Origin of the sequence: Peribacillus sp. Bi96, from assembly GCF_918698115.1 — a bacterium.
Lineage (GTDB): Bacteria > Bacillota > Bacilli > Bacillales > DSM-1321 > Peribacillus.
Genome location: NZ_CAKKLV010000028.1, coordinates 36,623 through 60,791, shown reverse-complemented (window position 1 = coordinate 60,791; position 24,169 = coordinate 36,623). Strand labels below are relative to the sequence as shown.

Annotated in this window: 23 protein-coding genes; 16 read left to right on the top strand and 7 right to left on the bottom strand. The window is 39.6% G+C overall.

Going from position 1 to position 24,169, the window contains the following annotated elements:
- On the bottom strand, positions 1–251 hold a 251-nt coding region (locus LQ203_RS23805), incomplete at its 3' end, for a helix-turn-helix domain-containing protein (RefSeq protein ID WP_230161961.1).
- Positions 252–484: 233 nt separating this feature from the next.
- On the opposite strand from LQ203_RS23805, the gene LQ203_RS23800 reads away from it, so the two are divergent.
- From LQ203_RS23800 to LQ203_RS23785, 4 genes are all read left to right on the top strand, one after another.
- Entirely contained in the window at positions 485–1,180 is a 696-nt protein-coding gene (locus LQ203_RS23800) for a response regulator transcription factor (protein ID WP_230161959.1), read from the top strand.
- Positions 1,177–2,532: an ATP-binding protein gene (locus LQ203_RS23795; RefSeq protein WP_230161957.1), complete on the top strand. Its 1,356-nt coding sequence runs from the start codon at positions 1,177–1,179 to the stop codon at positions 2,530–2,532. Before LQ203_RS23800 ends, LQ203_RS23795 begins: the two co-directional genes overlap by 4 nt.
- Positions 2,533–2,597: 65 nt before the next feature.
- Positions 2,598–3,146, top strand: a complete 549-nt coding sequence (locus tag LQ203_RS23790; protein ID WP_230161955.1) for a PepSY domain-containing protein — start codon at positions 2,598–2,600, stop codon at positions 3,144–3,146.
- A 296-nt stretch (positions 3,147–3,442) separates the two neighbouring features.
- Positions 3,443–3,925: a tetratricopeptide repeat protein gene (locus LQ203_RS23785; protein ID WP_230161952.1), complete on the top strand. Its 483-nt coding sequence runs from the start codon at positions 3,443–3,445 to the stop codon at positions 3,923–3,925.
- A 251-nt stretch (positions 3,926–4,176) separates the two neighbouring features.
- On the opposite strand, the gene shc is transcribed toward LQ203_RS23785, so the two are convergent.
- The 3 genes from shc to LQ203_RS27745 all read right to left on the bottom strand — a co-directional run bounded on the left by shc (position 4,177) and on the right by LQ203_RS27745 (position 8,449).
- On the bottom strand, positions 4,177–6,072 hold the full coding sequence (shc, locus tag LQ203_RS23780) for a squalene--hopene cyclase (RefSeq protein ID WP_356715294.1): 1,896 nt from the start codon (positions 6,070–6,072) through the stop codon (positions 4,177–4,179).
- A gap of 155 nt (positions 6,073–6,227) precedes the next feature.
- Positions 6,228–7,883: a M14 family metallopeptidase gene (locus LQ203_RS23775; RefSeq protein ID WP_230161950.1), complete on the bottom strand. Its 1,656-nt coding sequence runs from the start codon at positions 7,881–7,883 to the stop codon at positions 6,228–6,230.
- 296 nt (positions 7,884–8,179) lie between these two features.
- On the bottom strand, positions 8,180–8,449 hold the full coding sequence (locus LQ203_RS27745) for a DUF1450 domain-containing protein (RefSeq protein WP_356715301.1): 270 nt from the start codon (positions 8,447–8,449) through the stop codon (positions 8,180–8,182).
- A gap of 331 nt (positions 8,450–8,780) precedes the next feature.
- Here LQ203_RS27745 and LQ203_RS23770 point away from each other — a divergent pair, with 331 nt between their 5' ends.
- From LQ203_RS23770 to LQ203_RS23745, 6 genes are all read left to right on the top strand, one after another.
- Positions 8,781–9,731 carry an ABC transporter permease gene (locus tag LQ203_RS23770; RefSeq protein WP_230161948.1) on the top strand — a complete coding sequence of 317 codons (951 nt, stop codon included), beginning with the start codon at positions 8,781–8,783 and terminating at the stop codon, positions 9,729–9,731.
- Positions 9,724–10,671 (top strand): iron chelate uptake ABC transporter family permease subunit, encoded by a 948-nt coding sequence (locus tag LQ203_RS23765; protein WP_230161946.1) that lies wholly within the window; start codon positions 9,724–9,726, stop codon positions 10,669–10,671. The genes LQ203_RS23770 and LQ203_RS23765 overlap by 8 nt, the downstream gene beginning before the upstream one ends.
- Positions 10,665–11,423 carry an ABC transporter ATP-binding protein gene (locus tag LQ203_RS23760; RefSeq protein WP_230161944.1) on the top strand — a complete coding sequence of 253 codons (759 nt, stop codon included), beginning with the start codon at positions 10,665–10,667 and terminating at the stop codon, positions 11,421–11,423. Before LQ203_RS23765 ends, LQ203_RS23760 begins: the two co-directional genes overlap by 7 nt.
- Before the next feature lie 210 nt (positions 11,424–11,633).
- Positions 11,634–12,581: a siderophore ABC transporter substrate-binding protein gene (locus tag LQ203_RS23755; RefSeq protein WP_290370642.1), complete on the top strand. Its 948-nt coding sequence runs from the start codon at positions 11,634–11,636 to the stop codon at positions 12,579–12,581.
- 567 nt (positions 12,582–13,148) lie between these two features.
- Complete coding sequence (locus tag LQ203_RS23750; protein WP_230161943.1) at positions 13,149–13,307, top strand: hypothetical protein; 159 nt, start codon at positions 13,149–13,151, stop codon at positions 13,305–13,307.
- A 485-nt stretch (positions 13,308–13,792) separates the two neighbouring features.
- Entirely contained in the window at positions 13,793–15,760 is a 1,968-nt protein-coding gene (locus LQ203_RS23745; RefSeq protein WP_230161941.1) for an LTA synthase family protein, read from the top strand.
- Between the two features lie 61 nt (positions 15,761–15,821).
- Here LQ203_RS23745 and LQ203_RS23740 read toward each other — a convergent pair whose 3' ends face one another.
- From LQ203_RS23740 to LQ203_RS23730, 3 genes are all read right to left on the bottom strand, one after another.
- Positions 15,822–16,442 (bottom strand): RraA family protein, encoded by a 621-nt coding sequence (locus LQ203_RS23740; protein WP_230161939.1) that lies wholly within the window; start codon positions 16,440–16,442, stop codon positions 15,822–15,824.
- 347 nt (positions 16,443–16,789) lie between these two features.
- The gene (locus tag LQ203_RS23735; protein WP_230161937.1) at positions 16,790–17,071 is read right to left on the bottom strand and encodes a hypothetical protein; all 282 of its coding nucleotides are present in this window, start codon (positions 17,069–17,071) and stop codon (positions 16,790–16,792) included.
- On the bottom strand, positions 17,068–17,247 hold the full coding sequence (locus LQ203_RS23730) for a hypothetical protein (protein ID WP_230161936.1): 180 nt from the start codon (positions 17,245–17,247) through the stop codon (positions 17,068–17,070). The genes LQ203_RS23735 and LQ203_RS23730 overlap by 4 nt, the downstream gene beginning before the upstream one ends.
- Positions 17,248–17,371: 124 nt before the next feature.
- Here LQ203_RS23730 and LQ203_RS23725 point away from each other — a divergent pair, with 124 nt between their 5' ends.
- The 6 genes from LQ203_RS23725 to LQ203_RS23700 all read left to right on the top strand — a co-directional run bounded on the left by LQ203_RS23725 (position 17,372) and on the right by LQ203_RS23700 (position 24,149).
- A complete protein-coding gene (locus tag LQ203_RS23725) occupies positions 17,372–17,701 on the top strand; it encodes a DUF948 domain-containing protein (protein WP_230161934.1) in 330 nt (109 codons plus the stop codon).
- 227 nt (positions 17,702–17,928) lie between these two features.
- Complete coding sequence (locus LQ203_RS23720; RefSeq protein ID WP_230161932.1) at positions 17,929–18,462, top strand: YhcN/YlaJ family sporulation lipoprotein; 534 nt, start codon at positions 17,929–17,931, stop codon at positions 18,460–18,462.
- 217 nt (positions 18,463–18,679) lie between these two features.
- Positions 18,680–20,188, top strand: a complete 1,509-nt coding sequence (locus LQ203_RS23715) for a spore germination protein (protein ID WP_230161930.1) — start codon at positions 18,680–18,682, stop codon at positions 20,186–20,188.
- 22 nt (positions 20,189–20,210) lie between these two features.
- Positions 20,211–21,311, top strand: coding sequence for a GerAB/ArcD/ProY family transporter (locus LQ203_RS23710; RefSeq protein ID WP_230161928.1), 1,101 nt, complete (start codon positions 20,211–20,213; stop codon positions 21,309–21,311).
- Positions 21,308–22,387, top strand: a complete 1,080-nt coding sequence (locus LQ203_RS23705) for a Ger(x)C family spore germination protein (RefSeq protein ID WP_230161925.1) — start codon at positions 21,308–21,310, stop codon at positions 22,385–22,387. The genes LQ203_RS23710 and LQ203_RS23705 overlap by 4 nt, the downstream gene beginning before the upstream one ends.
- 82 nt (positions 22,388–22,469) lie before the next feature.
- Entirely contained in the window at positions 22,470–24,149 is a 1,680-nt protein-coding gene (locus LQ203_RS23700; RefSeq protein ID WP_230161923.1) for an alpha-glucosidase, read from the top strand.
- Positions 24,150–24,169: the final 20 nt, after the last annotated feature.

The window sequence follows — 24,169 nt, the reverse complement described above, 5'->3', positions numbered from 1 at the left end:
TGTACAGCGGTCTCGTTGATTGATGCCCCATATTCGTTCATATATTTAAGTACCTCTAGTTTAAAGGGCAGAGTGTAATTTGTATAGGATGAAGCAAGTCCTTCCATCCCATGTTTTAGATAGCGAGCGACCCATCTTTTCAGAGGGGATAAACCTACATTTCTTTCTTGTGCAATGGATTTATAGGATTTTTCCCCTTCTAAGTACTCTAAAACTGCATGTAATTTTTCGTCTATCGTATATTTAGTCAAAAAAACTGCACCTCCAATTGTTAGATGTTGTCTAACAATTGGGGTGCAGTTCAACATTCGGTTCTTTTTATTGAAAGGACATGGATCTCCCATGCGTAATTCATGTGAAACACTTGCTTTGCGCAAATGAAATAATAAAAATAAAAGACTTTTAAGGTTTTTATACGAAGGGTTAAATTTCTCATGATATTTTCATTTTTGTTCAGTACACTAAGGGGTAGGTGGTGGTAATCATGAATAAAAGGATTTTGATTATAGAAGATGAAGAAAAAATCGCGAGGGTCCTAGAGCTGGAACTTAAACATGAGGGTTATCAAACTGAATCGGCTTTTACCGGAAAAACAGGTCTGGAGAAGGCGGAAGCAAAAGAGTGGGATTTAATCTTATTGGATGTGATGCTGCCCGAGTTGAATGGCATAGAAGTACTTAGGCGTTACCGGAAAAAGAATGACTCAACACCAGTCATCCTCCTAACGGCAAGGGATGCCGTACCTGATAAGGTGAATGGCCTGGACCATGGTGCAAATGATTATGTAACGAAACCGTTTGAAATTGAGGAACTGCTGGCCCGAATTCGAGCTTGTTTTCGTATGAATACAGGAAAAGTGCAATCTGATGATAAAGCGGATAGTCTCGTGGTTCATGATCTGCAATTAAATTTAGGAACAAGGGACATTCTCAGGCATGGCAAAAGGATTGAGCTGACTTCCCGCGAATTCGACCTGCTTGTTTATCTATTGCAAAATAAAAACCAAGTATTGTCTAGGGACCAAATCCTGACCAATGTTTGGGGGTATGACTTTGTAGGGGATACGAACGTGGTTGATGTGTATATCCGTTATTTACGGAAAAAGATTGATTATCCGTTTGACTTGCAGCTGATACATACTTATCGCGGTGTAGGGTATAGCTTGAAGGAGCCAATATGAAGATTCGGACGAAAATCCAATCGTATTCCAGTCTTTTTTTAAGCGTCATGCTCATATTGTTGAGTATCATCGTTTTAATCGCCTTTTTTTGGATATCAGTTGAGAGGGAACAAGATCTGCTTGAAGATCAAGCTTCATTGATTGAAGAGAATATCGTGACGAAAGATTTGATTTCCGGTGATCCCGATTTATTGGAGCCATATACCCCAGACGATGGAATGGTGCGGATATTTGACACTGATGGAAAGTTGGTAAAGTCATTTACGGATGAAGAAGACCTTGAGGGGCTTAAGGTTCAATCGGTTAACGAAAAAGGATTTGATTTAACGGAGGTTGACGGGGACTATATGTTGACTTACCGCCATCCTTATCCCGAAGAAGGGAAGAAGTTAGGGATGATCGAGGTTACACAGCCGCAGGATACGCTCCTTGATCATTTATCGACTCTCTCTCTTGTATTAGGTGGTGCATCCCTTTTTGTCATTCTTCTATCCATTCTTGCTGGTAAGTGGTTGGCCAATCAAATTCTTAAACCAATATCCATCATGAGCGGGACAATGATGGATATAGAGAAAAGTGGAGAATTCAAAAGGATACCGCTATCGGATCAATCAAAGGACGAGCTACAGGTAATGGGAGCTTCATTCAACATGATGATAGAAAGGCTGGAAAGGAATTATAATCAACAGCAACAATTCCTTTCGGATGCTTCACATGAATTGAAAACACCGATAACTGTCATTGAAAGCTATTCCTCACTATTAAAGCGCTGGGGAATGAAGGATGCGGCGATTCAGGAAGAGGCAGTGGAGGCGATCCATCATGAAGCGATCCGGATGAAACAGCTGACGGAACATCTTCTGCGGGCGGCTTCCCAAGCGGAACCTACAGTCGATTTGGAGGAAAAAATCGAGCTTATATCATTTTGTGAACAGATTGCCCAAACGTTTAGACGGACGGGCAAGCGTGAAATAAAGATCCAATCCGAGTTTAAGGAAATATTTGCTATGAGCATATCCAGTAAGCTTGAACAGGTACTGGTCATCCTATTGGACAATGCCATGAAATACAGTGAATCGGGAATAAGAATCATGATAAAACGGCAGGGAAATGATATTTTCATTGGCGTGAAAGATCAAGGTACAGGTATATCACCAGAACATCTCCCGCATGTATTTGAACGGTTTTATCGAGTAGATTCATCGAGGGCGAGGAAAACGGGAGGCAATGGACTCGGTCTTTCCATCGCGCGATCACTTGTCGAGTCATTCGACGGCAAATTGGAAATTCAAAGCGAAGTGGGAGTAGGAACGGTGGTGACAATCATTCTTTCTCATCAAATTCTAATCTAGCGTTCATGTTCGTTTCATGAAGAATGGTTATTCTTAAGGTAACAAATTAAAGGAGGAATTCATTCATGAAAAAACAGTGGAGCACGATAAAGGAAAGTATCATTCAAAGGAAAAAGGTAATCATGACGGTATCCATAGCAACCGTATTGCTTTTCGGCGGTGCTGCTGGAACGGCAGTATATGCAGTCAATAAGGATGCGCTATCAGAGGACGAGGCTGTCAAAATGATTTCAGAAAAACTAGGTGGGGAAGTTACTCAATTTGAAAAGGATTGGGATCAGCCAATGACCTATGAAATGACAGTTAAGACGAAAGAAGGCTATCAAGATGTGGACGTGGATGCTGAAAAAGGAGAGATTCTTTCTCAGGAGATGGAAGACGATGATGAGGAAGAAATGAGTACACAACAAGCGGTGGAAACGGCAAAAATCAGCAGTGATCAAGCTGAAAAGATAGCCCTGAAAAAGGTGGATGGCCAAATAACGGATGTAGAGCTGGATTCTGAGAATGGCATCCTTGTGTACGAATTTGAAATAAACCAGGGGAAAAAGGAATATGATGTAGTAGTGGATGCATCCACGGGAGAAATATTGAAAACCGAGTTGGATGATTAATCGAGTGATCGGTGAATTATGAATGACCTTGAACTGATATGTATGGAAGGATTTGCCATGAGGCAGATCCTTTTTTTAAACAATCTAACTTGCCAGGATGAACCGAAGTGGAATTTGTACGGGTATTGAAATCCCGCCCATTAACTAACCTCCAAGTAACATCATATTAATTTCTGCCTTCTAGATTGTTTGGCGCTTAGTTTCCCATTTTCCAACATCTAAATGATTAAGAAGGAATTAAATAGAGGCATCGCGAATAGGGCAATTAAGGAATCTTATTCAATGGAGGAATGGCAATGGGAAATTTAGAAATGGCGCTGTCCTTAAGAGGAAAGAAAGAATTCGAAAAATCCAATCGATTATTGATGGATCTGGCAAAGCAAAATCCCGTCGATGCGGTCATACAGTATCAATGTGCCTGGAGTTTGGATATTCTCGGACTGGAGGTAAAGGCGGTGCCCTATTATGAAGCTGCCCTCAAATTAGGTTTGCCGGAGGAAGACGCAAAAGGAGCCTACCTAGGGTTGGGTAGCACATATCGCACCATTGGGGAATATGAAAAAGCAAGACAGACATTGGAATCCGGGCTGACGATGTTTCCTGGGGATAAGGCTTTATTGGTATTCAGGGCCATGGCATTTTATAATTTGGGACAACATGATCTTGCGATGGAATCATTATTGAAGATAATTGCAGAAACCTCCAAGGATCAAGAAATACAATCTTATGCGAAGGCCATAGAATTCTATAGTGATAAACTGGATACAGTCTTCACATAATAGTGTTCATCCCCAAACTATCCACAAAGCCTGCATAAAACAAATCATTTTTACATATCCGAAATGAATTAATCGACAACATTCAACAAAAATGAAGGGCAATTTTTATCGATGGCTTGCTTTTAGCCATTTTACCGGATAAATGAATGTGGATAACCTTGAATTGTGGATAACTTTCTAGTGTTATTCACTACTTTTCCACAGGTCATCCACATATTCACGTTTATATGTTAAAAACACTGTAATCACGACTATGCAATCAGAAATTTGTTTTTGTAATGACTTAAGGCTAAAAGGGGATAAATATAGCGATAGCTATGATAATGGATATACAAAAAACCTGCCATTCCCTGCCCAGCTGGATAATCATTGGTCCAGCTATCTTTTTGACCGGCACGGATGAGATAGGAAATGCCCTTTTCAATTTCGGCTGTCGGCATATCGGATTGAGAAATCAATGCATCCACAGCCCAGGCTGTATGTGTCAGGGTACTGGCCCCGAGGGGGATATATTGTTCCTTGATGTCACTGTAACAAGATTCACCCCAGCCGCCATCTTTATTTTGAGTTTTTTTCAACCAAGCTAAGGCTTTTTGGATCGATGGATGTCGAGAGGATTGTCCTGCGGCCTTCATTCCAGTCAGTGCAGACCATGTGCCATATAGATAGCAGATTCCCCAGCGCCCATACCAGGATCCAGCATGCTCCTGGTTCTCCAATAGCCAATCCACCGCTCTTTTGCTGACTTCTTCAGGCTTCTTCATATTTGTATAGTTCCCTAGGAACTCCAGCGTTCTCCCTGTTAAATCGGCAGTCGAAGGGTCAGTCAGGAGATATTTGGAACCCTCTACAGGAATAAAATGCAGCCATTTATGGTCGTTATTCCGTTCGAAGGCAGGAAATCCGCCATCATCATTTTGCATGGAAATCGTGAAGGAGACGCCACGCTGCCAGCTGTCCCGATTATCAGGTTTTGTTTGCAGTTGTTTAGCCAACGCACGCAGTGAGGCAGTGGTATCATCCACATCCGGATTCATTGTATTTAAATCCGAGAACCCCCAGCCACCTGGAATTACGTTAGGGTTATGAATCTGCCAATCTCCATACATATAATGCTGGCGCGACAATAAGTATTGATTTGCATCCTCAACAGTTTGGTCTTTGGAAGGGATTCCTGCTTCTTGAAGGGCGTAACTGATTAAGGAGGTATTCCAAACATGGGGCGTTGTAAACTGGATATGTGTATGACCGTCAATAGAGCAGGCCATTCCCTTCAAACCAGCAACCGCTTTTAAAATCACCGGATCGTTTTTCGAATACCCAATTGAAAGGAGGGCAAAAATCATGAAAAAGGTAGAACCGAAATAATTGTACAGCGTTCCGTCTGGTTCCAGCCTGTCGAGCATAAACCTTTTCGTTGAATCCAAGGCTAAGGAATGCAAATAATCCGGATATCCAATTAACGTTTTGACACCTGATTGAAGTTTGGAGAAGAAGGATCGAAATTCATCGGTACGATATTCCTCCCATGCATGTTCCTCTGAACGTTCCGCCCTTGTTTGAAATAAATCTTTTAAACTAGGTGTGTTCGAGGTCTTGATCTGAAACTTTTTATGACCAAGTAAAAGCAGTGGAATCAGGTTGACCCGTCCATATACGGAAAGATCAAATATGCTGACGAAAAAGGTTGGCGGCAGTAAGACAACTTCGAGAGGAATGGGGAAAAAGCGGGGCCATTTATATTGTCCGGTGACTGTAAGCATCATTTTGGTTAACAATTTGGCCTGTTTGATTCCACCTTTGGAAAGAATGAATTGTTTGGCTTTCCTCATATGTGGATCCCGCTCATTTCGGAGTCCGCTAAAAAGAAGGCCATAGTAGGCCTCGATCGTAACTGTAACGTTACCATCCTTCTCGTCTTGGAAAAGTTTCCATGACCCGTTATCCGTTTGCCTGCTTTCGATTCTTTTCACTAAAGCTTCTATAAGTGAAGCATCGTCCATATCTAAACTTTTCAATAATATAATCATATAGGCATCTGCCGTTATTCCAGTGTCAAAGGGATAATTCCACGAACCATCAGCGGATTGGTCTTGTTTTATGCAATCAACAAGACGGTTCATTTCCAATTGTACATGTTGGTTCAAAGACGTTCCTCCTCTAAAATATTTTCAGTTTATATGTATATTCGGACGTTCCATATTGCATTCAAGAAATCATTTTTCCGAACCGTTTCTGAACACATAAAACGCTTTGGCAATGAAAGCTGCCAAAGCGTCTTTTAGGTATTATTCAAGAAGCACTATTTAACCGGTAATGAAGACTTTTGCATATAGCGGTAAATCGGGAGTTCCTTCCCCTTGTCAGCAGGGATGAAATTGAATGTCACATAACTGTCTATCCCTTCAGGTTCGAGTGCAAGGGAGATGAAGTTGGCGTCAGGCTGTGCCATGTCAAATACATAGCTACCTTTTGGGATATCCCGCTTTTTCGATGTTACGGCGGTCGTGACTTCCCTTGTGGAATGTCCGCTTTCAAGTTCAGTTGACACCTTTAAATCCTTGACTCTGTAGCTTTCGACGGATACTTTCATCGATTTTTTTAATTTTTTCACTTCTACACCCAATAGCTGAAGTTTCTTGGCGATATCTTTATATTCAGGTGGAAGGATATAAGCTGTCGGCCTATCTCTAACAAGGGTAGGGTAGGCTTCAGTAGAATCAACCCAATCTATGGAGGTATCGGCCAGTTTAGCGTTCGCTAAATCGACTACTGTCAATTTTTGATTCTTAATCAATTTGTTTTCGCTGGTAATGACAATTTTGTCCTTATCATTTACTTTTCGCCCTTTTTGTACGACTTCATTTTCTGCCTGCTTAACCGCCTTTTTAACTTTATTAGCCTGTTCGGCAGCCGTTTTTATGAATGCCGCCTGTGCTGTAGCTTGTGCAAAAACACGACGTTTAAAGTCTGCACGGCCAATATTGATTCCCCTTGTTTCAATTAAATAGGTCATTGTATTTTTCAAACCGAGGGCGTTTCGGCCGATCCGAGCTTCCGTACTCCCTTCAGTGGCGGTGAGGACTCCTTCATCAGAAGTATCGAGTGTATAGTAATCGTGATAGGAAAGCTTTTCTTTATCCAATGTTTTAAAAACATGGGGTAAAAGCAGTTCATCGGAAGCCTTTCGTAGCTGTTCTGGAATATTTAAATTTTTGGCTGAGGAGATGAGTAAATCATAGGAAGAGATCGACCCATTTGCACCTACCTTTTTAAGGGGAGCGGGATTCACAGTGTATTCATGTACATCAAGAATGACCTCAGGTTCGTACTCGTCGATTGACTGGTGTATCGTCTGAACTTCAGGGTACTCGACTTTTAAATAATCCCTATTCGCATCCATGTCATTGGAGGTATATCGTTTGAACTGATAAGAGCCGTCTGGATTCACGCGTGGGACGATGGCAATATTCACTTTATCAAGCACATCACCAAGCTTGCCTTCAGCCAACCATTGTGCAAGGACTAATGTAGATTCACCTGCAGCGGGTTCATTGCCATGAATCTGACCTTGTATCCATATCAATGGTTTATGGGTATCATTTTTCAGCTTTTTTGAATCCTTGCTGAAAAGTAGCATCGGGATATCGCGTCCTTCTGTGGATTTACCTATCGTACTGACTTGGATGTTTTTATTTTTACGGGTGAGGGACTTGATATAACCAATCATTTCTTCTTGGCTCGTAAAGGCAATCTTGTCTTGATTAAAGGCAGGGGTCTTGAAAGAAACGTTAGGGTCAGGGAAAAGGTGGGAGAGGTTATCAGGTTGAATATAGCTTGGACCATTTCCATAATAAGGGGTGAAATCTTCTGCCTTGGCGATGGTGTTCTGGCCAGGCAAGCCAGTGACAAGACCTAGTGTGACAACTGATACGATGGTTGGTATGATTTTTTTCACGAACGTCCTCCTCATTTACCTTTTTCCATAAATTATCATATATATTGCTAGTTATACAGTATAAACGCTGGAAATAGTAAAAAACAGGAAGTATCTACTAGATTGATAAAGCCGTTCCATGGCTTGTAGCCCAGGAAGTACACTCGGCTGCTCTTTATATATAGAGTGAATTTCGCAGGGGATGTTTTAGAAGGTTTTCCATAATAGGTGACTCTGATTCATCCGGCTAAACAAACGATAATAAAATAGTTGAAAGTAAAAATAGGTACGGATCAAGCAATTAGCTTGGCCGGTACCTATTTTAATTCAGCTTGTAACTGATGTAAAAGATCCTTTGAATCTTCCCCGCTCATTATTTGGCCGTTCACTTTTGCGTAGGGGGTTGTCTTACAAAGTTTACATTCACTTAAGCATTCATATTCCTTATATTGAATCCTCGGATTCGCTAGGAACTTACCATATTCAGTAACAGTTTGTTCATTAAGGAAGCGATCTAAATTATTTTGGCAAAATTCAATCTGGATTTTCTCTTTTTTAGTGAACACTTTGGAAAGGAAATTTTTCATCATATCGCTACTTTCGTTAGAAGAGTAAATATTTGTTATTTTGATTTTATCATTTTCTGTAACGAAATGCATGAAAGGATAATCCAAATTCACTACAAAAGACTATCCAGAATTTATCAAAGTAATTCCCTTGTATATGTTGACACCTGTCAAAGTAATGATAGAATAGGAGTTAATGTAATAATGATAATGAATCTCATTATCACAAGTGGAAGATCCTTGTAACTGATGATTCTGTTTCAATAGGTGTTTACAATAGTCTGTATTCATATATCTTTAATTAAAAATATTATCGCTGTATTTACTGAGATAGGAAGAGTAGGAAATGTAGATGAAGATAAGATATTTAGTCATGGCGTTAATTGTTTTATCATTTACTTCATTATTCATTGGTGTAAAAGATATTACCCCTCTTGATTTATTGAATCTAAGTGATGATAAAGTGCAAATCATGCTGCAAAGCCGTTTTCCTAGAATGGTGACAATAATCATTGCCGGCGTGGTGATGAGTATAAGCGGCCTGATCATGCAGCAATTGAGCCGCAATAAGTTTGTGTCACCGACGACTGCCGGTACCATGGATTCTGCAAGGCTTGGACTTCTTCTTGCCATTATCATTTTTCCATCGGCAGCACTTATCGAGAAAATGGCATTCGCTTTCATATTCGCATTGGCAGGTACATTCTTGTTCATGAAAATTCTTGATCAAGTTAAATATAAGGATACGATTTTCATCCCATTGGTTGGTTTGATGTTTGGCAATATCGTCGGATCCATCGCGACTTTCTTTGCCTATAGATATGATTTGATCCAAAGCCTCAACACTTGGATGAATGGGGACTTCTCGATGATCATGTCGGGAAGGTACGAACTTATATATGTAAGTATCCCTCTAGTCATTCTCGCATACTTCTTTGCCAATAAATTCACTGTGGCAGGGATGGGTGAGGAGTTTGCTATCAACCTAGGACTCAATTATAAGCTTATCGTCAATTTTGGGTTAATCATCGTTGCTTTATCCTCAACTGTCGTCCTGTTAACGGTGGGAACGATTCCTTTCATAGGCTTGATCGTACCAAATATTGTATCCCTTTACCTTGGTGACAATTTAAAAAAGAGTCTTTCTCATACAGCATTGCTAGGGGCAGTATTCCTATTGATCTGCGATATTCTGGGCAGGATCCTCATATATCCATTTGAAATCCCGATCGGACTCGTAGTTGGTGTGATAGGAAGCGCCGTATTTATCTATCTGATAATGAGGAGAAAGGCATATGAATAATAAAATTAGAATCATTATATTAGCTGTTCTTGCAGCAACTTTAACGGCAGGTTATATCTTTTGGGACCTTGGCCCGAATTGGGATTATGCACTGCCCAGAAGGGTTATCAAAATCATCGCCATCATCGTGGTTGGTTGTGCAATAGCTTTCTCAACAGTGATTTTCCAGACAGTCACGAATAATAAAATCCTGACACCAAGCATTTTAGGGTTGGACTCCATGTATATGCTGATCCAAACGGGAGTGATTTTCCTCTTCGGTTCAACGCATATCATGATCATGAATAAAAATCTCAATTTCCTGATTACACTTGCGGCCATGCTTATTTTTTCCAGCCTGCTGTTCAAGTTCATGTTCAAGAAAAACCGCAATATTTACTTCCTATTGTTGATCGGCATCATCTTCGGGACCTTATTCGGCAGCATGTCTTCATTTATGCAGGTATTGATTGACCCGAATGAATTTCAAATCATTCAAAATAAAATGTTCGCAAGCTTCAATAATGTCAACACGGACCTGTTAACGTTAGCCATTATTCTCATGATAGCTGCAATGATCTATTTCATGAGATTTTTGAAGTATTTAGATGTCATGTCCCTTGGAAGGGACCAAGCCATAAACTTGGGTGTGGATTATGATTTTGTCACGAAACGGGTTTTAATCGTTGTTACGATTTTAATTTCCATTTCAACGGCCCTGATCGGTCCGATCACGTTCCTCGGATTACTTGTTGCAAATGTGGCTTATCAATTCATTAAGTCCTATCAACATAAACATATCATCCCGGGTGCAATGCTGATCAGTGTGATTGCCTTGGTCGGCGGCCAATTCATTGTAGAGAGGATCTTTACGTTCTCTACCACATTGAGTGTCATTATCAACTTTGTTGGCGGTGTCTATTTCATCTATCTTCTATTAAAGGAGAATAAATCATGGTAGAAGTGAAAAATTTATTCAAAAAATATAATAATAAAACGGTTGTCGAGGATGTTTCCATTGAAATTAAGAAAGGGAAAATCACTTCCTTCATCGGTCCTAATGGAGCGGGGAAAAGTACAGTCCTTTCGATGATCAGCCGGCTCATTACCCGGGATTCGGGAGAAGTCTTGATTGACGGCAAGGATATGGGGAAATTCAATAGCAATGAACTTGCAAAAAAGATCGCCATCTTAAAGCAGGCTAATCACATCAATATCCGTTTAACGATTCGTGAACTCGTCGCCTTTGGCCGGTTTCCCTATTCACAAGGTAAACTGACTAAAGAGGATTGGGTTTATGTCGATGAAGCGATTGAATATATGGAGCTAGCCGATATGCAGGATAAATTTCTTGACCAGCTTAGCGGCGGACAACAACAACGGGCATTCATTGCCATGGTTATTGCACAGAACACGGAGTATGTACTTCTTGACGAACCTTTGAACAATCTGGATATGAAGCATTCCGTCCAAATCATGAAGGTATTGAGGAGATTGGCTGATGAATTAGGAAAAACGGTCATTATCGTCATTCATGATATTAATTTTGCTTCCTGTTATTCCGACTATATTGTCGCATTGAAGGATGGCAAGGTTGTTCATAATGGACCTACCGAACAAGTCATTAATTCGAATGTATTAAAGGAAATCTATGATATGGATATTGAAATCCAAAATATCAATGACAATAAGATTTGTGTGTACTTCACTTAAGTTTCATGCCATTTGGTTTTAAATTACTTTCAGTTCGTAACCGTTCCAGGATCATTTTGTACCCTCATTAAGCTATTAATAGTTGGCGGGCGCCCAAGATAATAGCCGCTTCCTGTTTATATGGCAGGGAATAATGGTGAGGGGATTCCTGGAAAGGTGAGGATTCAATATGTAATTTTAAATAATAAAATATTTTTCGAGGTGACCATAATGATTAAGAAGTTATCTTTACTGCTTTTAATTGCAATGCTGGCTGTAGTGGCTGTAGCTTGTGGAGCAGATAAGGAAAAAGAAGAATCAGGCACGAAGAAAGAAAGTGCTAAAAGCGAAGAAATTACAGTTAAGCACCAACTAGGGGAAACGAAAGTAAAAACAAACCCTAAAAAAGTCGTTGTATTCGATATGGGTGCTCTTGATACTCTTGATAAATTGGGTGTGGAAGTAGCAGCTGTTCCTCATGATGGCCTTCCAAAATACCTTTCTAAATATGAAGGCACAACTGAAAATGCTGGCGGATTAAAAGAGCCTGACTTCGAGAAAATCAACGAAATTGCTCCTGACTTAATCCTGATTTCTGGCCGTCAATCTGAAGCATATGAAGAATTAAGCAAAATTGCCCCTACTGTATTTGTGGGTGTAGATACAACAAAGTATATGGAATCCTTTAAAGAGAACGTAACACTTTTGGGTAAAATCTTCGATAAAAAAGAAGAAGCAGCTAAAGAATTGGCAAGTGTTGAAGAAAACATTAATGCTTTGAAAGAAAAAGCTCCAACTGACAAAACTGGTTTAATCGTTCTTTCCAGCGGTGGAAAAGTAAGTGCTTACGGACCCGATTCAAGATTTGGAATCATCCATGATGTATTCGGAGTACCTGCAGTAGATGATAAATTGGAAGTATCGACACATGGTCAAAGTATTTCTTTCGAATACATTGCTGAAAAGAATCCTGACTACCTATTCGTTGTAGACAGAGATGCGGTTGCCGGCGATGGTGCTGCAGCGAAAACAACAGTTGAAAATGACATCGTGAAAAATACAAAAGCTTTCAAAGAAGGCAACATCATTTATCTTGACCCTAACTACTGGTACTTATCAGGCGGCGGATTAGAATCCGTTGATGAGATGGTTACAGAAGTTTCAAAAGGTCTTAAGTAATATAAATATGGTTTAAAGCAATCCTGTCCTCGATCGAGGGCAGGATTTTTTATTTTTTTATAATAAAGCTGGCTGGAAATATATATACATAACAAGAGTTCAAAAATTCATTTGGATTGGACATCATAAAAAATGAGGAAATTAAACGTGTGTATATAACGGCTTATAGCGTCTTCCTATCTCAAGTAGGGGAAAAAGGACAAGGCTAATATAACACGCCTTTTGTAGGCTGCCAGGGCTCATTTGAGAGGTCTCGAAAGAAAATAAGGACTACATTACACAACCGAGGGGAAAAGTTTCTTCCTATTATAATGCCGCTTTTGTTTAAAATCATGATGTACGTTCTTGCATGAATGTTTCAGGATGGCTTTTGTACTTTTAATTTCAGTAAAAAGTGGAAAATAGAACCTTTAATGGGTTGAAAAATATCCACGATAAGTAAATCATGGACATCGATTAAACATAAGAAAAATCGAATTGGCGATGCTTTTCTCTTAAGGATATAAAGGAAATACTTGATGCCATATACTTTCAAGGGGAGATTAAATTAAAAAAGGAAAAATTTTAATGAAAAGAAATCAATACGGGAATGCTGTCGATATTACGCGAACTGGAAGAATGAAACAAGCTTCAAAACATTTGTTACATAATGGAATTTCAGAGTGTGAGGATCAGTTAGAAAAATGGGGGAGGCTAGGGCAGGCATTTGTTTTGAAAGGTATTTAAAAGCACGAGGGAGCCTGCCACAATGCAGCTGTCGAATTATCGGGAAAGGAATCCTGGGTATAGCTAATAGCTTTCAAAGATCCAAGAATAATATCTTTACATATTTTGTAATGTGCTGGTGTTTTTATAAAGAGTCGTTTATAATGGTAAAAGCCTGAAGGACGTAAAACTTATAAGTGACTGTCATCAGCAGTCACCGCAAAAAGTTACGGTGATATTTATTGGATTAAGACATTGAGTTCCTATATATTTGTTATAGGCGCGCTGAGCATTTGAGACGGGCGAAGCTCTGTTATTTTTCAAAGGCTTGTTCATAAGCTAAAGAAGTATTCTGGATATAAGAGTTATGGATGTGACAAAAGGTGGTTTTCACAATCTTGACTATCCGAGTGTAAGAATGCTATCATAAGTTTTGCGATTTTCCGTCTTTTGTAAGAATGTAAAAATTTATATAAATAAACCACTAGATTAATAGAGGTGAAAGCATGAATAATTTTCTTAAAAAAAGCCGGCATTTATTTGCAGATAACATACTAGGCTTTTTCTTTATTGCAGTAGTCTTGTTTTGGATAAAAACTTATATTGGATATCGAGTTGAATTTAACTTAGGTCTTGAAAATGGCCTGCAACAGTTCTTACTGTTCATAAACCCGATTAGCTCAGCCATTTTATTCTTTGGCCTGGCACTATTGGCTAAAGGGAAAAAATCGTTTAAATGGATCATCAGGTTAAACTTATTGTTGTCACTATGGTTATTTTTCAATATTGTTTACTACCGTTCATTTACCGATTTCATTACAATACCAACCTTGACGCAAGTGCAAAATGCCGGGGATTTGGGACCGAGTATTTTAGAATTATTTAAAGCTCATGATGTATTTTATTTCCTTGATACGGTTCTTTTGATTGTATTGTACAGATTCAAAGGCTTTAAAGTGGAAGACTTCAAAGTTAAACGCCGTACAGTTGGAATGGTTTACCTAGCGGGACTTGCAATTTTCGCAATCAATTTAGGACTTGCTGAAAAGGATCGCCCGCAATTATTATCAAGAACATTTGACCGGAACTATATCGTCAAATATTTGGGCATGTTCAACTATACGGTATATGATGCCGTTCAGAATACTAAAACATACGCTCAGCGTGCAACTGCAAACAGCACGGATATCGCAGAAGTGGTCAACTATACAAAGGCAACAAGCGCTGAACCGAACCCTAAGTATTTTGGTGCAGCTAAAGGGAAGAATGTCATCTATCTGCATTTGGAATCCATGCAGAATTTCTTGATTGATTATAAATTGAATGGGGAAGAAGTAACTCCATTTCTTAACTCACTTGCACATGATAAATCAGATTTCATGCACTTTGATAATTTCTTCCATCAAGTAGGCCAAGGTAAAACGGCGGATGCAGAATTCATGCTTGAAAATTCACTGTTCGGTTTACCACAGGGGGCAGCATTCACAAACAGATCCCAAAATACGTATCAAGCAGCACCAGCGATTTTAGGACAACAAGGATACACATCTGCTGTGTTCCATGGTAATTACAAATCTTTCTGGAACCGGGACAATATGTATAAGTCTCTTGGTTTTAATCAGTTCTTCGATGCAAACCATTATAATATGGAAAATAAAGAGGAAGTACTAAGTTATGGATTAATGGATAAGCCTTTCTTTAAAGAATCGATTCCAATGTTAGAAACGCTTAAACAGCCTTTCTATACAAAATTCATAACAGTATCTCATCATTTCCCATATGCCATGGACCAGGAAAAAGCAACAATCGGTAAACAAACGACAGGCGATGCTTCGGTTGATAATTACTTCCAGACTGCACGCTATGCCGATGAGGCGCTTAAAGAGTTTTTCGATTATCTGAAGGAATCTGGTCTATATGATAACTCGGTAATCGTAATGTACGGAGATCACTATGGTATTTCCGAAAACCATAAAGAAGCCATGTCGAAAGTGCTTGGCAAGGATGTTGGCGCATTTGAGAATGCCCAATTGCAACGTGTACCATTATTGATTCATGTTCCAGGTGTTGAAGGCGGGGAAATGCACCAATACGGAGGACAGATTGACCTACTTCCGACTTTATTGCATCTGTTAGGTGTTGAATCTAAAGATTATGTACAATTCGGTTCGGATTTATTGTCAAAAGATCATAATGAAGTAGTACCTTTCAGGAATGGCGATTTTGTAACACCAGATGTCACTTCCATTAAAGGGAAATACTACGATACGGATACAGGGGAATTGGTCGAGGAAAATGATGACATCCTCAATTATAAAAAGAGAGCTGAAACGATGCTCAATTTATCCGATAAAGTAGTGAACGGGGACTTACTCCGTTTCTATACTCCAAATGGTTTTAAACCGATAGACCCTACTGATTATGATTACACATATGATGAAGAAGGTTCAAAGGAAGATAAGACCGATAAATAAGGCTTTACGAAAAAACAGGCAGGAAGCAAAGGCTTCCTGCCTGTTTTTTATATGCATTAGATCATGCTTGATTGGTCATCATGGCAATATACTTTTTTATTTCTTCAGGCTTTCCTGCATACTTTTCTTCACGCTTTACGTCTTTCAACATTTTATCTTTTGCTTTCATCAGGATTTCTTCACCCATAGCTTGTGGCACGACGACGACACCATCTACATCCCCTATGATAATATCACCTGGAAATACGGTGACACCTCCACATGAGATCGGGATATTGGTTTCCCCTACACCGGCCTTACCACTTGATGCAACGGTCGTCCCTTTACTGAATACAGGGAAATTCAGATCTTTGATGGCTTTCAGATCACGAATGACACCATCGACTACGAGAGCGCCAATTTCCATAGTCTGCATCATGCCTACAACAAAGTCCCCAGCTATTGCCCGGTATGTATCTCCTTTGCTATCAACGACTATTATATCGCCCGGACGAGCCTCACCGATTGCTTTCAAGACGGCAGAATTATCACCTACGGGCACCTGTACCGTTAAAGCTCTTCCTGCAACATGATATTCTTCTTTTAAGGGTTTAATGCCCGATTCCAGATTGTTCAATCCTTCCATTGCATCCGAAATGGCTGTGGTGGGTAAATTCCTGAACTGTTGAATAAGAGTATCCATGAATATGATCCCTCCTTGAGTGTTTGAATATAGCCTAATTATACACAATTATCACAATTTTCTAATCATTAATTTCAAGGCGTTTTATTCAAGAATGATAAATGTGGAGAAGTGATATATGGAGGGTGAGGGAGCGTATGACTCAAGGAGTTCAAGGCAAATCCCTGTTTAATCAAACGTTTGATTAAACTTTATGGGACGGGAGGGTAAAATGAAATCCCCTTTTGCAGCATGTGTGATAGCCTTGGTTGGACATAGTCTTTCTAGATAGGGATCATGTTATATCGTTTAGAAAAAGTACTTGTAGACTGGATTCGAATGAGTGTGGATCATTCATCTCTCGACGCCTATTTCAAAAACAGAGGGTAACTGACCAAATAAAGAGCGGTTATAAGGATATCATCGAGTATCGGTTTTTCATGTTCATGAATGGAGTATACTATAAGCTGCTGTGTGCAGCCTTCAAGTTCCGTATGTGTATAATAGTTTGTTTCATTCCCTAGTGTCACCAAGCGGAAAATGTCAGTATTCCCTCTAACCTCTTCCTGATACGAATGCAAGTGTAGCGAAGAGGTATTTAATGGAGCCTGTTTACGGATGTTCACTAATGAGGAATCAACATTCGTCAAAGTAAGAGCAATACCAAGACAGAGGTTGCCAATGTAAGCCAAATTGGACTTAAAATTTCTGGATGAATGATTAAAAAAATGATTCCTGCTATGGTGGCAGCCTGCTGTATCGTTAGGTGTTTAATAAAGTGTATCCCAGCTTTAAAACAGGCTTTAAGCAGAGGCATATGATTCATTTTCATTCCTCCTTTTTCTTTCTTTCAATAATATGACCAGGCATAAAAGAAAATACATGGGGAATCGTTTTCTGCTTAAGTGTTACGGGTATAGTAAAGGTAAATAATGAAGGAGGAATCATAGGTGATTATTGTATACATTAGTCTTGCCCTCTTTATCGGATCAATTATCTATTTAGCTTTTTTCGCTTTCAAAACATTTAAGGAAACGAAGCCGACAATCGAAAATGTGACTGAAACGGTTACGCGCATTCAGGCAAAAACAGATCAGATTAAATCAGAGACAGATCAACTCGCCATGACACAGCAAGAAATCACTGAAGATGTACAATATAAAAAAGAGGCCGTTCAATATACAGTCGATGCTGCTAAACAAACACCTGAGCCCTTTAAACATATTTGGTTTTCAATTAAAGGTGACAAGTTAAAGCTAAGAAACAGAAGCGATGCATAATAAAATGATTAACAGGAATGGTCCAACAGTAATGTATAAAACGGAGGGAAAAAGCCCAGGAGGTTATGCTTCATGACCTTTTGGGCTTTTCCTGTAATTGGATGGATTCAAGTGGTTTAGTGTTCGTTGGTTTTGGTAGGAATTATCAGTCTGAAGGTCATTTCTTGTGAATAATCAACCCACTCCTTGCAAATAGTAATGTTAAACAATTTGAGAGGAGTGAAAAAATGAATTACAAAGCGATAGTATCAAGTGCGATGATGCTTCTACTGATTACTGGTTGTGCTACGAATAATAAGGAAGGTGCCAGTGAGAATCTTGGTCTGAATCGTACTAATCAGAATAATTATGATAATCCGATGAAGGTTAGCGACACAAGGCAAAATATAAATGATAATCAAAATAATGATAATGGCGTAAACGATATGAGGGTATCTGATGATATCTCAAATCGCGTCGAAGCCTTGAAGGATATAAAGAGCGCCAAAGTCATTGTGACTGACCATCATGCATATGTAGGTGCTGTATTAAATGACGATGCAGATAACGATAAGGATATCTCGGATGACCTGAAAAAAAGAGTAGCTGATGCAGTAAGGGGAGCCGACCCATCTGTAGACAAAGTGTATGTGTCGACTAACCCTGACTTTGTTCAAAGAATGAATGGATATGTGAATGACATTCAGAATGGAAAACCCGTTGCAGGATTCGTTGATGAGTTCCGTGAGCTTGTAACACGCATTTTTCCAAGCTCAAGGTAAAAGGTGAAAAATTAAATGAATGAAAAACAAAGACCTATCCGAGGATTTATTCCTAACTCCGGATAGGTCTTTTCCTGTTTTAAGGAATGAAATAACCATGGGTAACACAATCGGATCGGTCTTATGGATATCGGCATTCATGACTAACTTTATAGAGGGTGGTTACAATAATTGGGTAAGCTAAAAAACAAAAGGACAGGGAATAGGAGGTGGAGTAATGAAGTTTTTTAAGGGCAAAGAGGAAACGGATGCAACAGCTTTTCAGGATAATTCTAAGGATTTTTTTGAACTGCTTAAAAGGTTTGAAGCATCCAATGATTTTCTTACCTTCCAATTCCCGAATGAAGATGGGTATACCATTTCCTACTTTAAATCACTGGTTAGTGCGCAACAGCTCCACGAACAAGTATTGGCGGTCATCTCTAATCAACCAAAAAAGGATCTACAACAATTAAAAGACGATATTCCAATGGAAGATATAAAAGAGACAACGGATATAAGCGTCATTAAAAGGTTGGTTTTGGCGGGTTCGATCATGATCCGATACAAAAAATCTGATGGAAAGTGTTTGCTGATTCCATGCGGTCAAAGTGTGAAAAGGCAAACATCCATACCTGAGTCGGAATATACGGTCGCTGGCCCTAAGGAAGCCTTTGTTGAATCGCTTGATACGAATTTGAATCTAATTCGTAATCGGCTGCCCATTCCTGAATTGCAGTCCAAGGAATTTCGGGTAGGGAGCATCTCACAAACAAGGTTAGTCGTTCTTTATATAGATGGCATTGTTAATCAGCAGCTCATTGATACAGTCATGCAAAGAATAGATGATATAGATTATGATACGATCGTCGATATTTCGTTTGTAGGCCAGATGATCACGGATAATCGAAATTCGATGTTTCCGCAGCTCATTGATACTGAACGTCCTGACCATTTGGCCAGTGTATTATCGGAAGGGAAAATAGGGATAATGCTTGATGGGTCGCCACATGCATTAATTGGCCCCAACACCATCATTTCGTTTTTTTCGTCATTTGAAGATTATTTTCAAATTTGGAATCTTGGTACTTCATTTCGTTTGATTCGTCTTTTCGCCGTCCTCTTTTCCATTTTATCTTCGCCTCTGTATGTTGCCGTTTTAACCTATCATTATCAGGTGATCCCGACAGATTTGTTGCCCATTTTGATATCCTCCAGGGGAGTGATCCCTTTTCCACCGATCTTGGAAGCAATCGTTCTTGAAGGAACTATTGAATTACTGAGGGAAGCGGCGGTAAGGCTTCCTGCTAAGGTTGGCTCCACCATCGGTATTGTTGGGGGTATCGTCATTGGTTCAGCCGCTGTTGAAGCAGGATTTGTCAGTAATGTCCTATTGATGCTTGTCGCTTTGGCTGCCCTTGCTTCATTTACGTTGCCGATTTACCAAATCAGTAATACGATTCGTCTGATCCGCTTCCCTTTTCTATTTGCAGCTCAATTATACGGACTGTTTGGATTGGCTTTATGCAGTGCATTCATTTTAAGTCATTTATTGAAATTGACGTCGCTTGGCAGTCCATATTTAGAACCTCTTTACCCGTTAAGGTTACCTGACTTTAAAGATAGTTTAATTCGCCTGCCTTTTTCAAAGCAGATAAAACGCCCACAATTTCTGCGGACGGAAGATCGAATAAGGATAAGAAAGAAGGCAAAAACTCAAAACTCTCAAAGTGATATTGATGAATAAGACGTAGAAAGCGGTGAGTAGTATGGAAGTGAAACCAAATGAAACGAAATTAATTTCTCCCTTTTTAGTTTTTTTCCTCATGCCCGGTATGCAGATTGGAGTAGGGATATTGGGATTTGAACGGGTCATAGCGAAAGAAGCTGGGCAAGATGCCTGGATATCCGTCATAATTTCAGGATTAATCATAAATATTCTTCTGTGGATGTGTTACAAAATTTTAGGCAGGGGTCCACAAACGCTTGATTTGATCGCCATCCATCAAGATTTGTTTGGTAAATGGGTAGGAAATGGTTTCAATATTTTGTTCATCCTCTACTTTATCTTGATTTCCATCATTATTATCAGGACTTATTTAGAAGTCATTCAGGTTTGGATGTTCCCTAGTGTTAATGTTCTCATGCTATTAACCATCATTCTTATTCTCGTGTATAGCTATGTTGTGGGAGGGTTCAGGGTCATTACTGGCTTTTGTATAATCGGACTTATTATCGGATCGCCGTTATTTCTTTTGAATTATTTCCCACTTAAGCATGCCCACTTCGAAAACTTGGGTCCCTTTCTTGATCATTCTTTTTTGGAAATCATGAAGGCTTGTAAGAAGATGACCCTGAACTATCTTGGTTTTGAATTGATCCTGATTTATTATCCATTCATAAAAAGGCGTGAACACTCTCAAAAGTGGGCCCAATTAGGGGTGGTGTGTACAATGCTGATTTACTTAGTAACCATTATTGTTTCATTAGCCTACTATCATCAGGAACAGCTGAAGGATGTAATTTGGGCAACTTTGACGTTATGGAAAATTGTAGACCTTCCATTCATTGAAAGGTTCGAATACATAGGGGTTTCCGTATGGATGTTCATGGTTCTCCCGAATGTTTGCCTAGGGATATGGGCAGCGAGCAGAACAGCAAAAAGGGTATTCGGGGTTAGACAGAGGAAGATGCTAGTTTTCATCCTGCTTGTCATTTTAGTGTCCTGTTTTTTCTTAGATAACCGCAATAAGATCGATAGGTTTAACACACTCTTTTCTCAAATAGGTTTTTATATCATTTATTTGTACATTCCTCTTTTATTCATATGGCAGTCGATCGTTTATAAAGTAAGGGGTCATAAACCATGAAATTCCATTTGCTCTTGATTACATTAGGTTGCTTCTTAATGACGGCTTGCGGGGTGGAAAAGCAAATATTAGAAGATGTTTTAATTGCTGAAATCGTTGGTTATGATGATGCCGGCAGTAATAAAATTAAAGGTACGGTTGTTGTCAGCGTTCCTCAGCCTGGTGAGGAAAGTCTGGGTAAGGAAGTATATGAAGCGATCACCCATGATGTAAAGGCAGCTCGTCAGCAAGAAAATGCAAAAACACCATTTCCAATTGTCGGCGGGAGACTGACAGTCATTCTTTATGGCGAAGAATTGGCAAGAAAAGGTTTGAATGATTACGTCGATACATATAGGCGGGACCCAATGGTGGGACGGGATTTGTATTTAGCGATCGTCCATGGAAAAGCGGAGGATTTAGTTAAAATGGAACTGAAATTAATTAAAACTCCAGGGGTTCAAGTGAAAGAGTTGATCGAACAGAATATCAGGACTAATTTACCTGATGTAGATTTGCACAGGTATTTATATGCATGTCATGGTAAAGGAATTGATCCGGTCTTGCCGCTATTGGAAACAGCGGAAGAGCGAATACGGGTAAAAGGAATCGCCCTGTTTAAAAGGGACAGGTATATTGGTAAATACATTCCTTATGAGGATGGATTTTTATTCAAGGTCCTTAGTGAAAACTTTAAGCTGGGGAGCTATGAGATTAAATGGAAGGAAAATGAATATACAGAAATCAATAACGTGGAATCAAAAGTCCATTATGATATTTCGAATGCAAATCAAAATCCGAAGGTCAGGATTGAAGTGAATTTAAAAGCGAATCTGCTAGAGGTTCAAGGTTATGACTTGGGCAATCCGGTTGACGTGAAAAAAATTGAAGCTAAAGCAGAACATGTCATGGGTGAAAAATTAAATGAGATGGTAACTATGTTTCAGGATAACAATATAGATCCGATTGCACTTGGTGATATGGCTAAAAGTAAAACAAGGGATTTCAATCTAAAACATTGGGAGATAGCATATCCTCATATTCCAATTGAAGTGGATCTGGATATTGAAATGATTCAAACGGGAATAGCGGAATAAAAGAAGAATATTCTGAAGTTTTCCTCTTTATAATAGGGGTATTGGTGTAAATGTCAATGCGTTTAAAGAAGGGAGGAAAGGCATGTACAAAACATGGTGGAAAGAGGCAGTTGTGTATCAAGTGTACCCCCGGAGTTTTATGGATAGTAATGGAGATGGGATAGGGGATTTAAATGGAATATTGATGAAACTAGATTATTTACAGGAGTTGGGTGTGAATGTGTTATGGCTCTCACCTGTTTATCAATCTCCTAATGATGATAATGGGTATGATATCAGTGACTATCAATCAATCATGACAGAATTCGGAACCATGACTGATTTTGAATTGTTGCTGAAGGCCGTGCATGAACGAGGAATGAAAATCATAATGGATCTTGTGGTCAATCATTCCTCGGATGAACATTCTTGGTTCATGGAATCCCGATCCTCAAAAGATAATCCAAAGCGTGATTTTTATATTTGGAAACCTGGGAAGAATGGAGCCGAGCCAAATAATTGGGAGTCCATTTTTAAAGGTTCGGCATGGGGATATGATGAAGGAACGGATGAATTTTATTTACATCTATTCAGCAAGAAACAGCCGGATTTAAACTGGGAGAACCCTAAGCTTCGTGAAGAAATCTACAGCATGATGACCTGGTGGTTGGATAAAGGTGTCGATGGTTTTCGGATGGATGTCATCAACTTCCTCTCAAAAGATCAGAGCTATTCAGATGGAACCGTTCATCATGAGAAGAAGTATGGCGATGGAAGTCCTTTTTTCCTGAATGGCCCGCGTATACATGAGTTTTTACAGGAAATCAATCATCGGGTCCTATCTGGATATGACGTGATTACCGTTGGGGAAATGCCAGGCGTCACCCCGGAGGAAGCGCAATTGTTCACAGGAAAAGATCGTAATGAGCTACATATGGTCTTTCAATTCGAACATATGGATTTGGGGGGCGGACCAGCAGGGAAATGGAGTAACGATAAGTGGAAGCTAAGCGATTTAAAGCGTATTCTATCCAAGTGGCAAACTGGTTTAGAGGGCAATGGCTGGAACAGTTTATACTGGAACAACCATGATCAGCCCCGGATTGTCTCAAGGTTTGGGAATGATGGAAAGTACCGTATTGAAAGCGCAAAGATGCTTGCCGCTTGTCTTCATATGCTTCAAGGGACACCATATATATATCAAGGGGAAGAGCTGGGCATGACCAATGTTGCATTTGAAAGCATGGATGAATACCGGGATATCGAAACGCTGAATTCATATGACGAACTCGTCAATACACATGGCTGGTCAAAAGAGCGGATGATGTCAGCCGTCCATGCTCGCAGCCGGGATAATGCTAGGACACCGATGCAGTGGAATGACTCCCGGAATGCAGGATTCACGAAAGGGATTCCTTGGATTAAGGTTAATCCGAATTTTCCCGAGATTAATGCAGAAAGAGCCTACAATGATCAGAATTCCATTTTTCATTTTTATAAACGTCTTATCCAATTACGCAAACAGCATGAAATCATCGTTTACGGCCGTTTTGAACTGCTCTTGCCCGATGATGAACGAATATTTGCCTATACGAGAACGCTTGATGATGAAAAGCTGCTGGTGCTATGCAACTTTAAAGAGGAGCATGCCTCCTTTTCTTTGCCAGAAGAGCTACATTCCTATTCTAGTACAAGGCTGATCGGCAATTATGAACAGGAGGGAGAGGGGATCTCCATCAAACCTCTGAGTCCATATGAATGTCGTGTTTATCATTTGAAATGAAAAAAGGACATGGTCTCCTT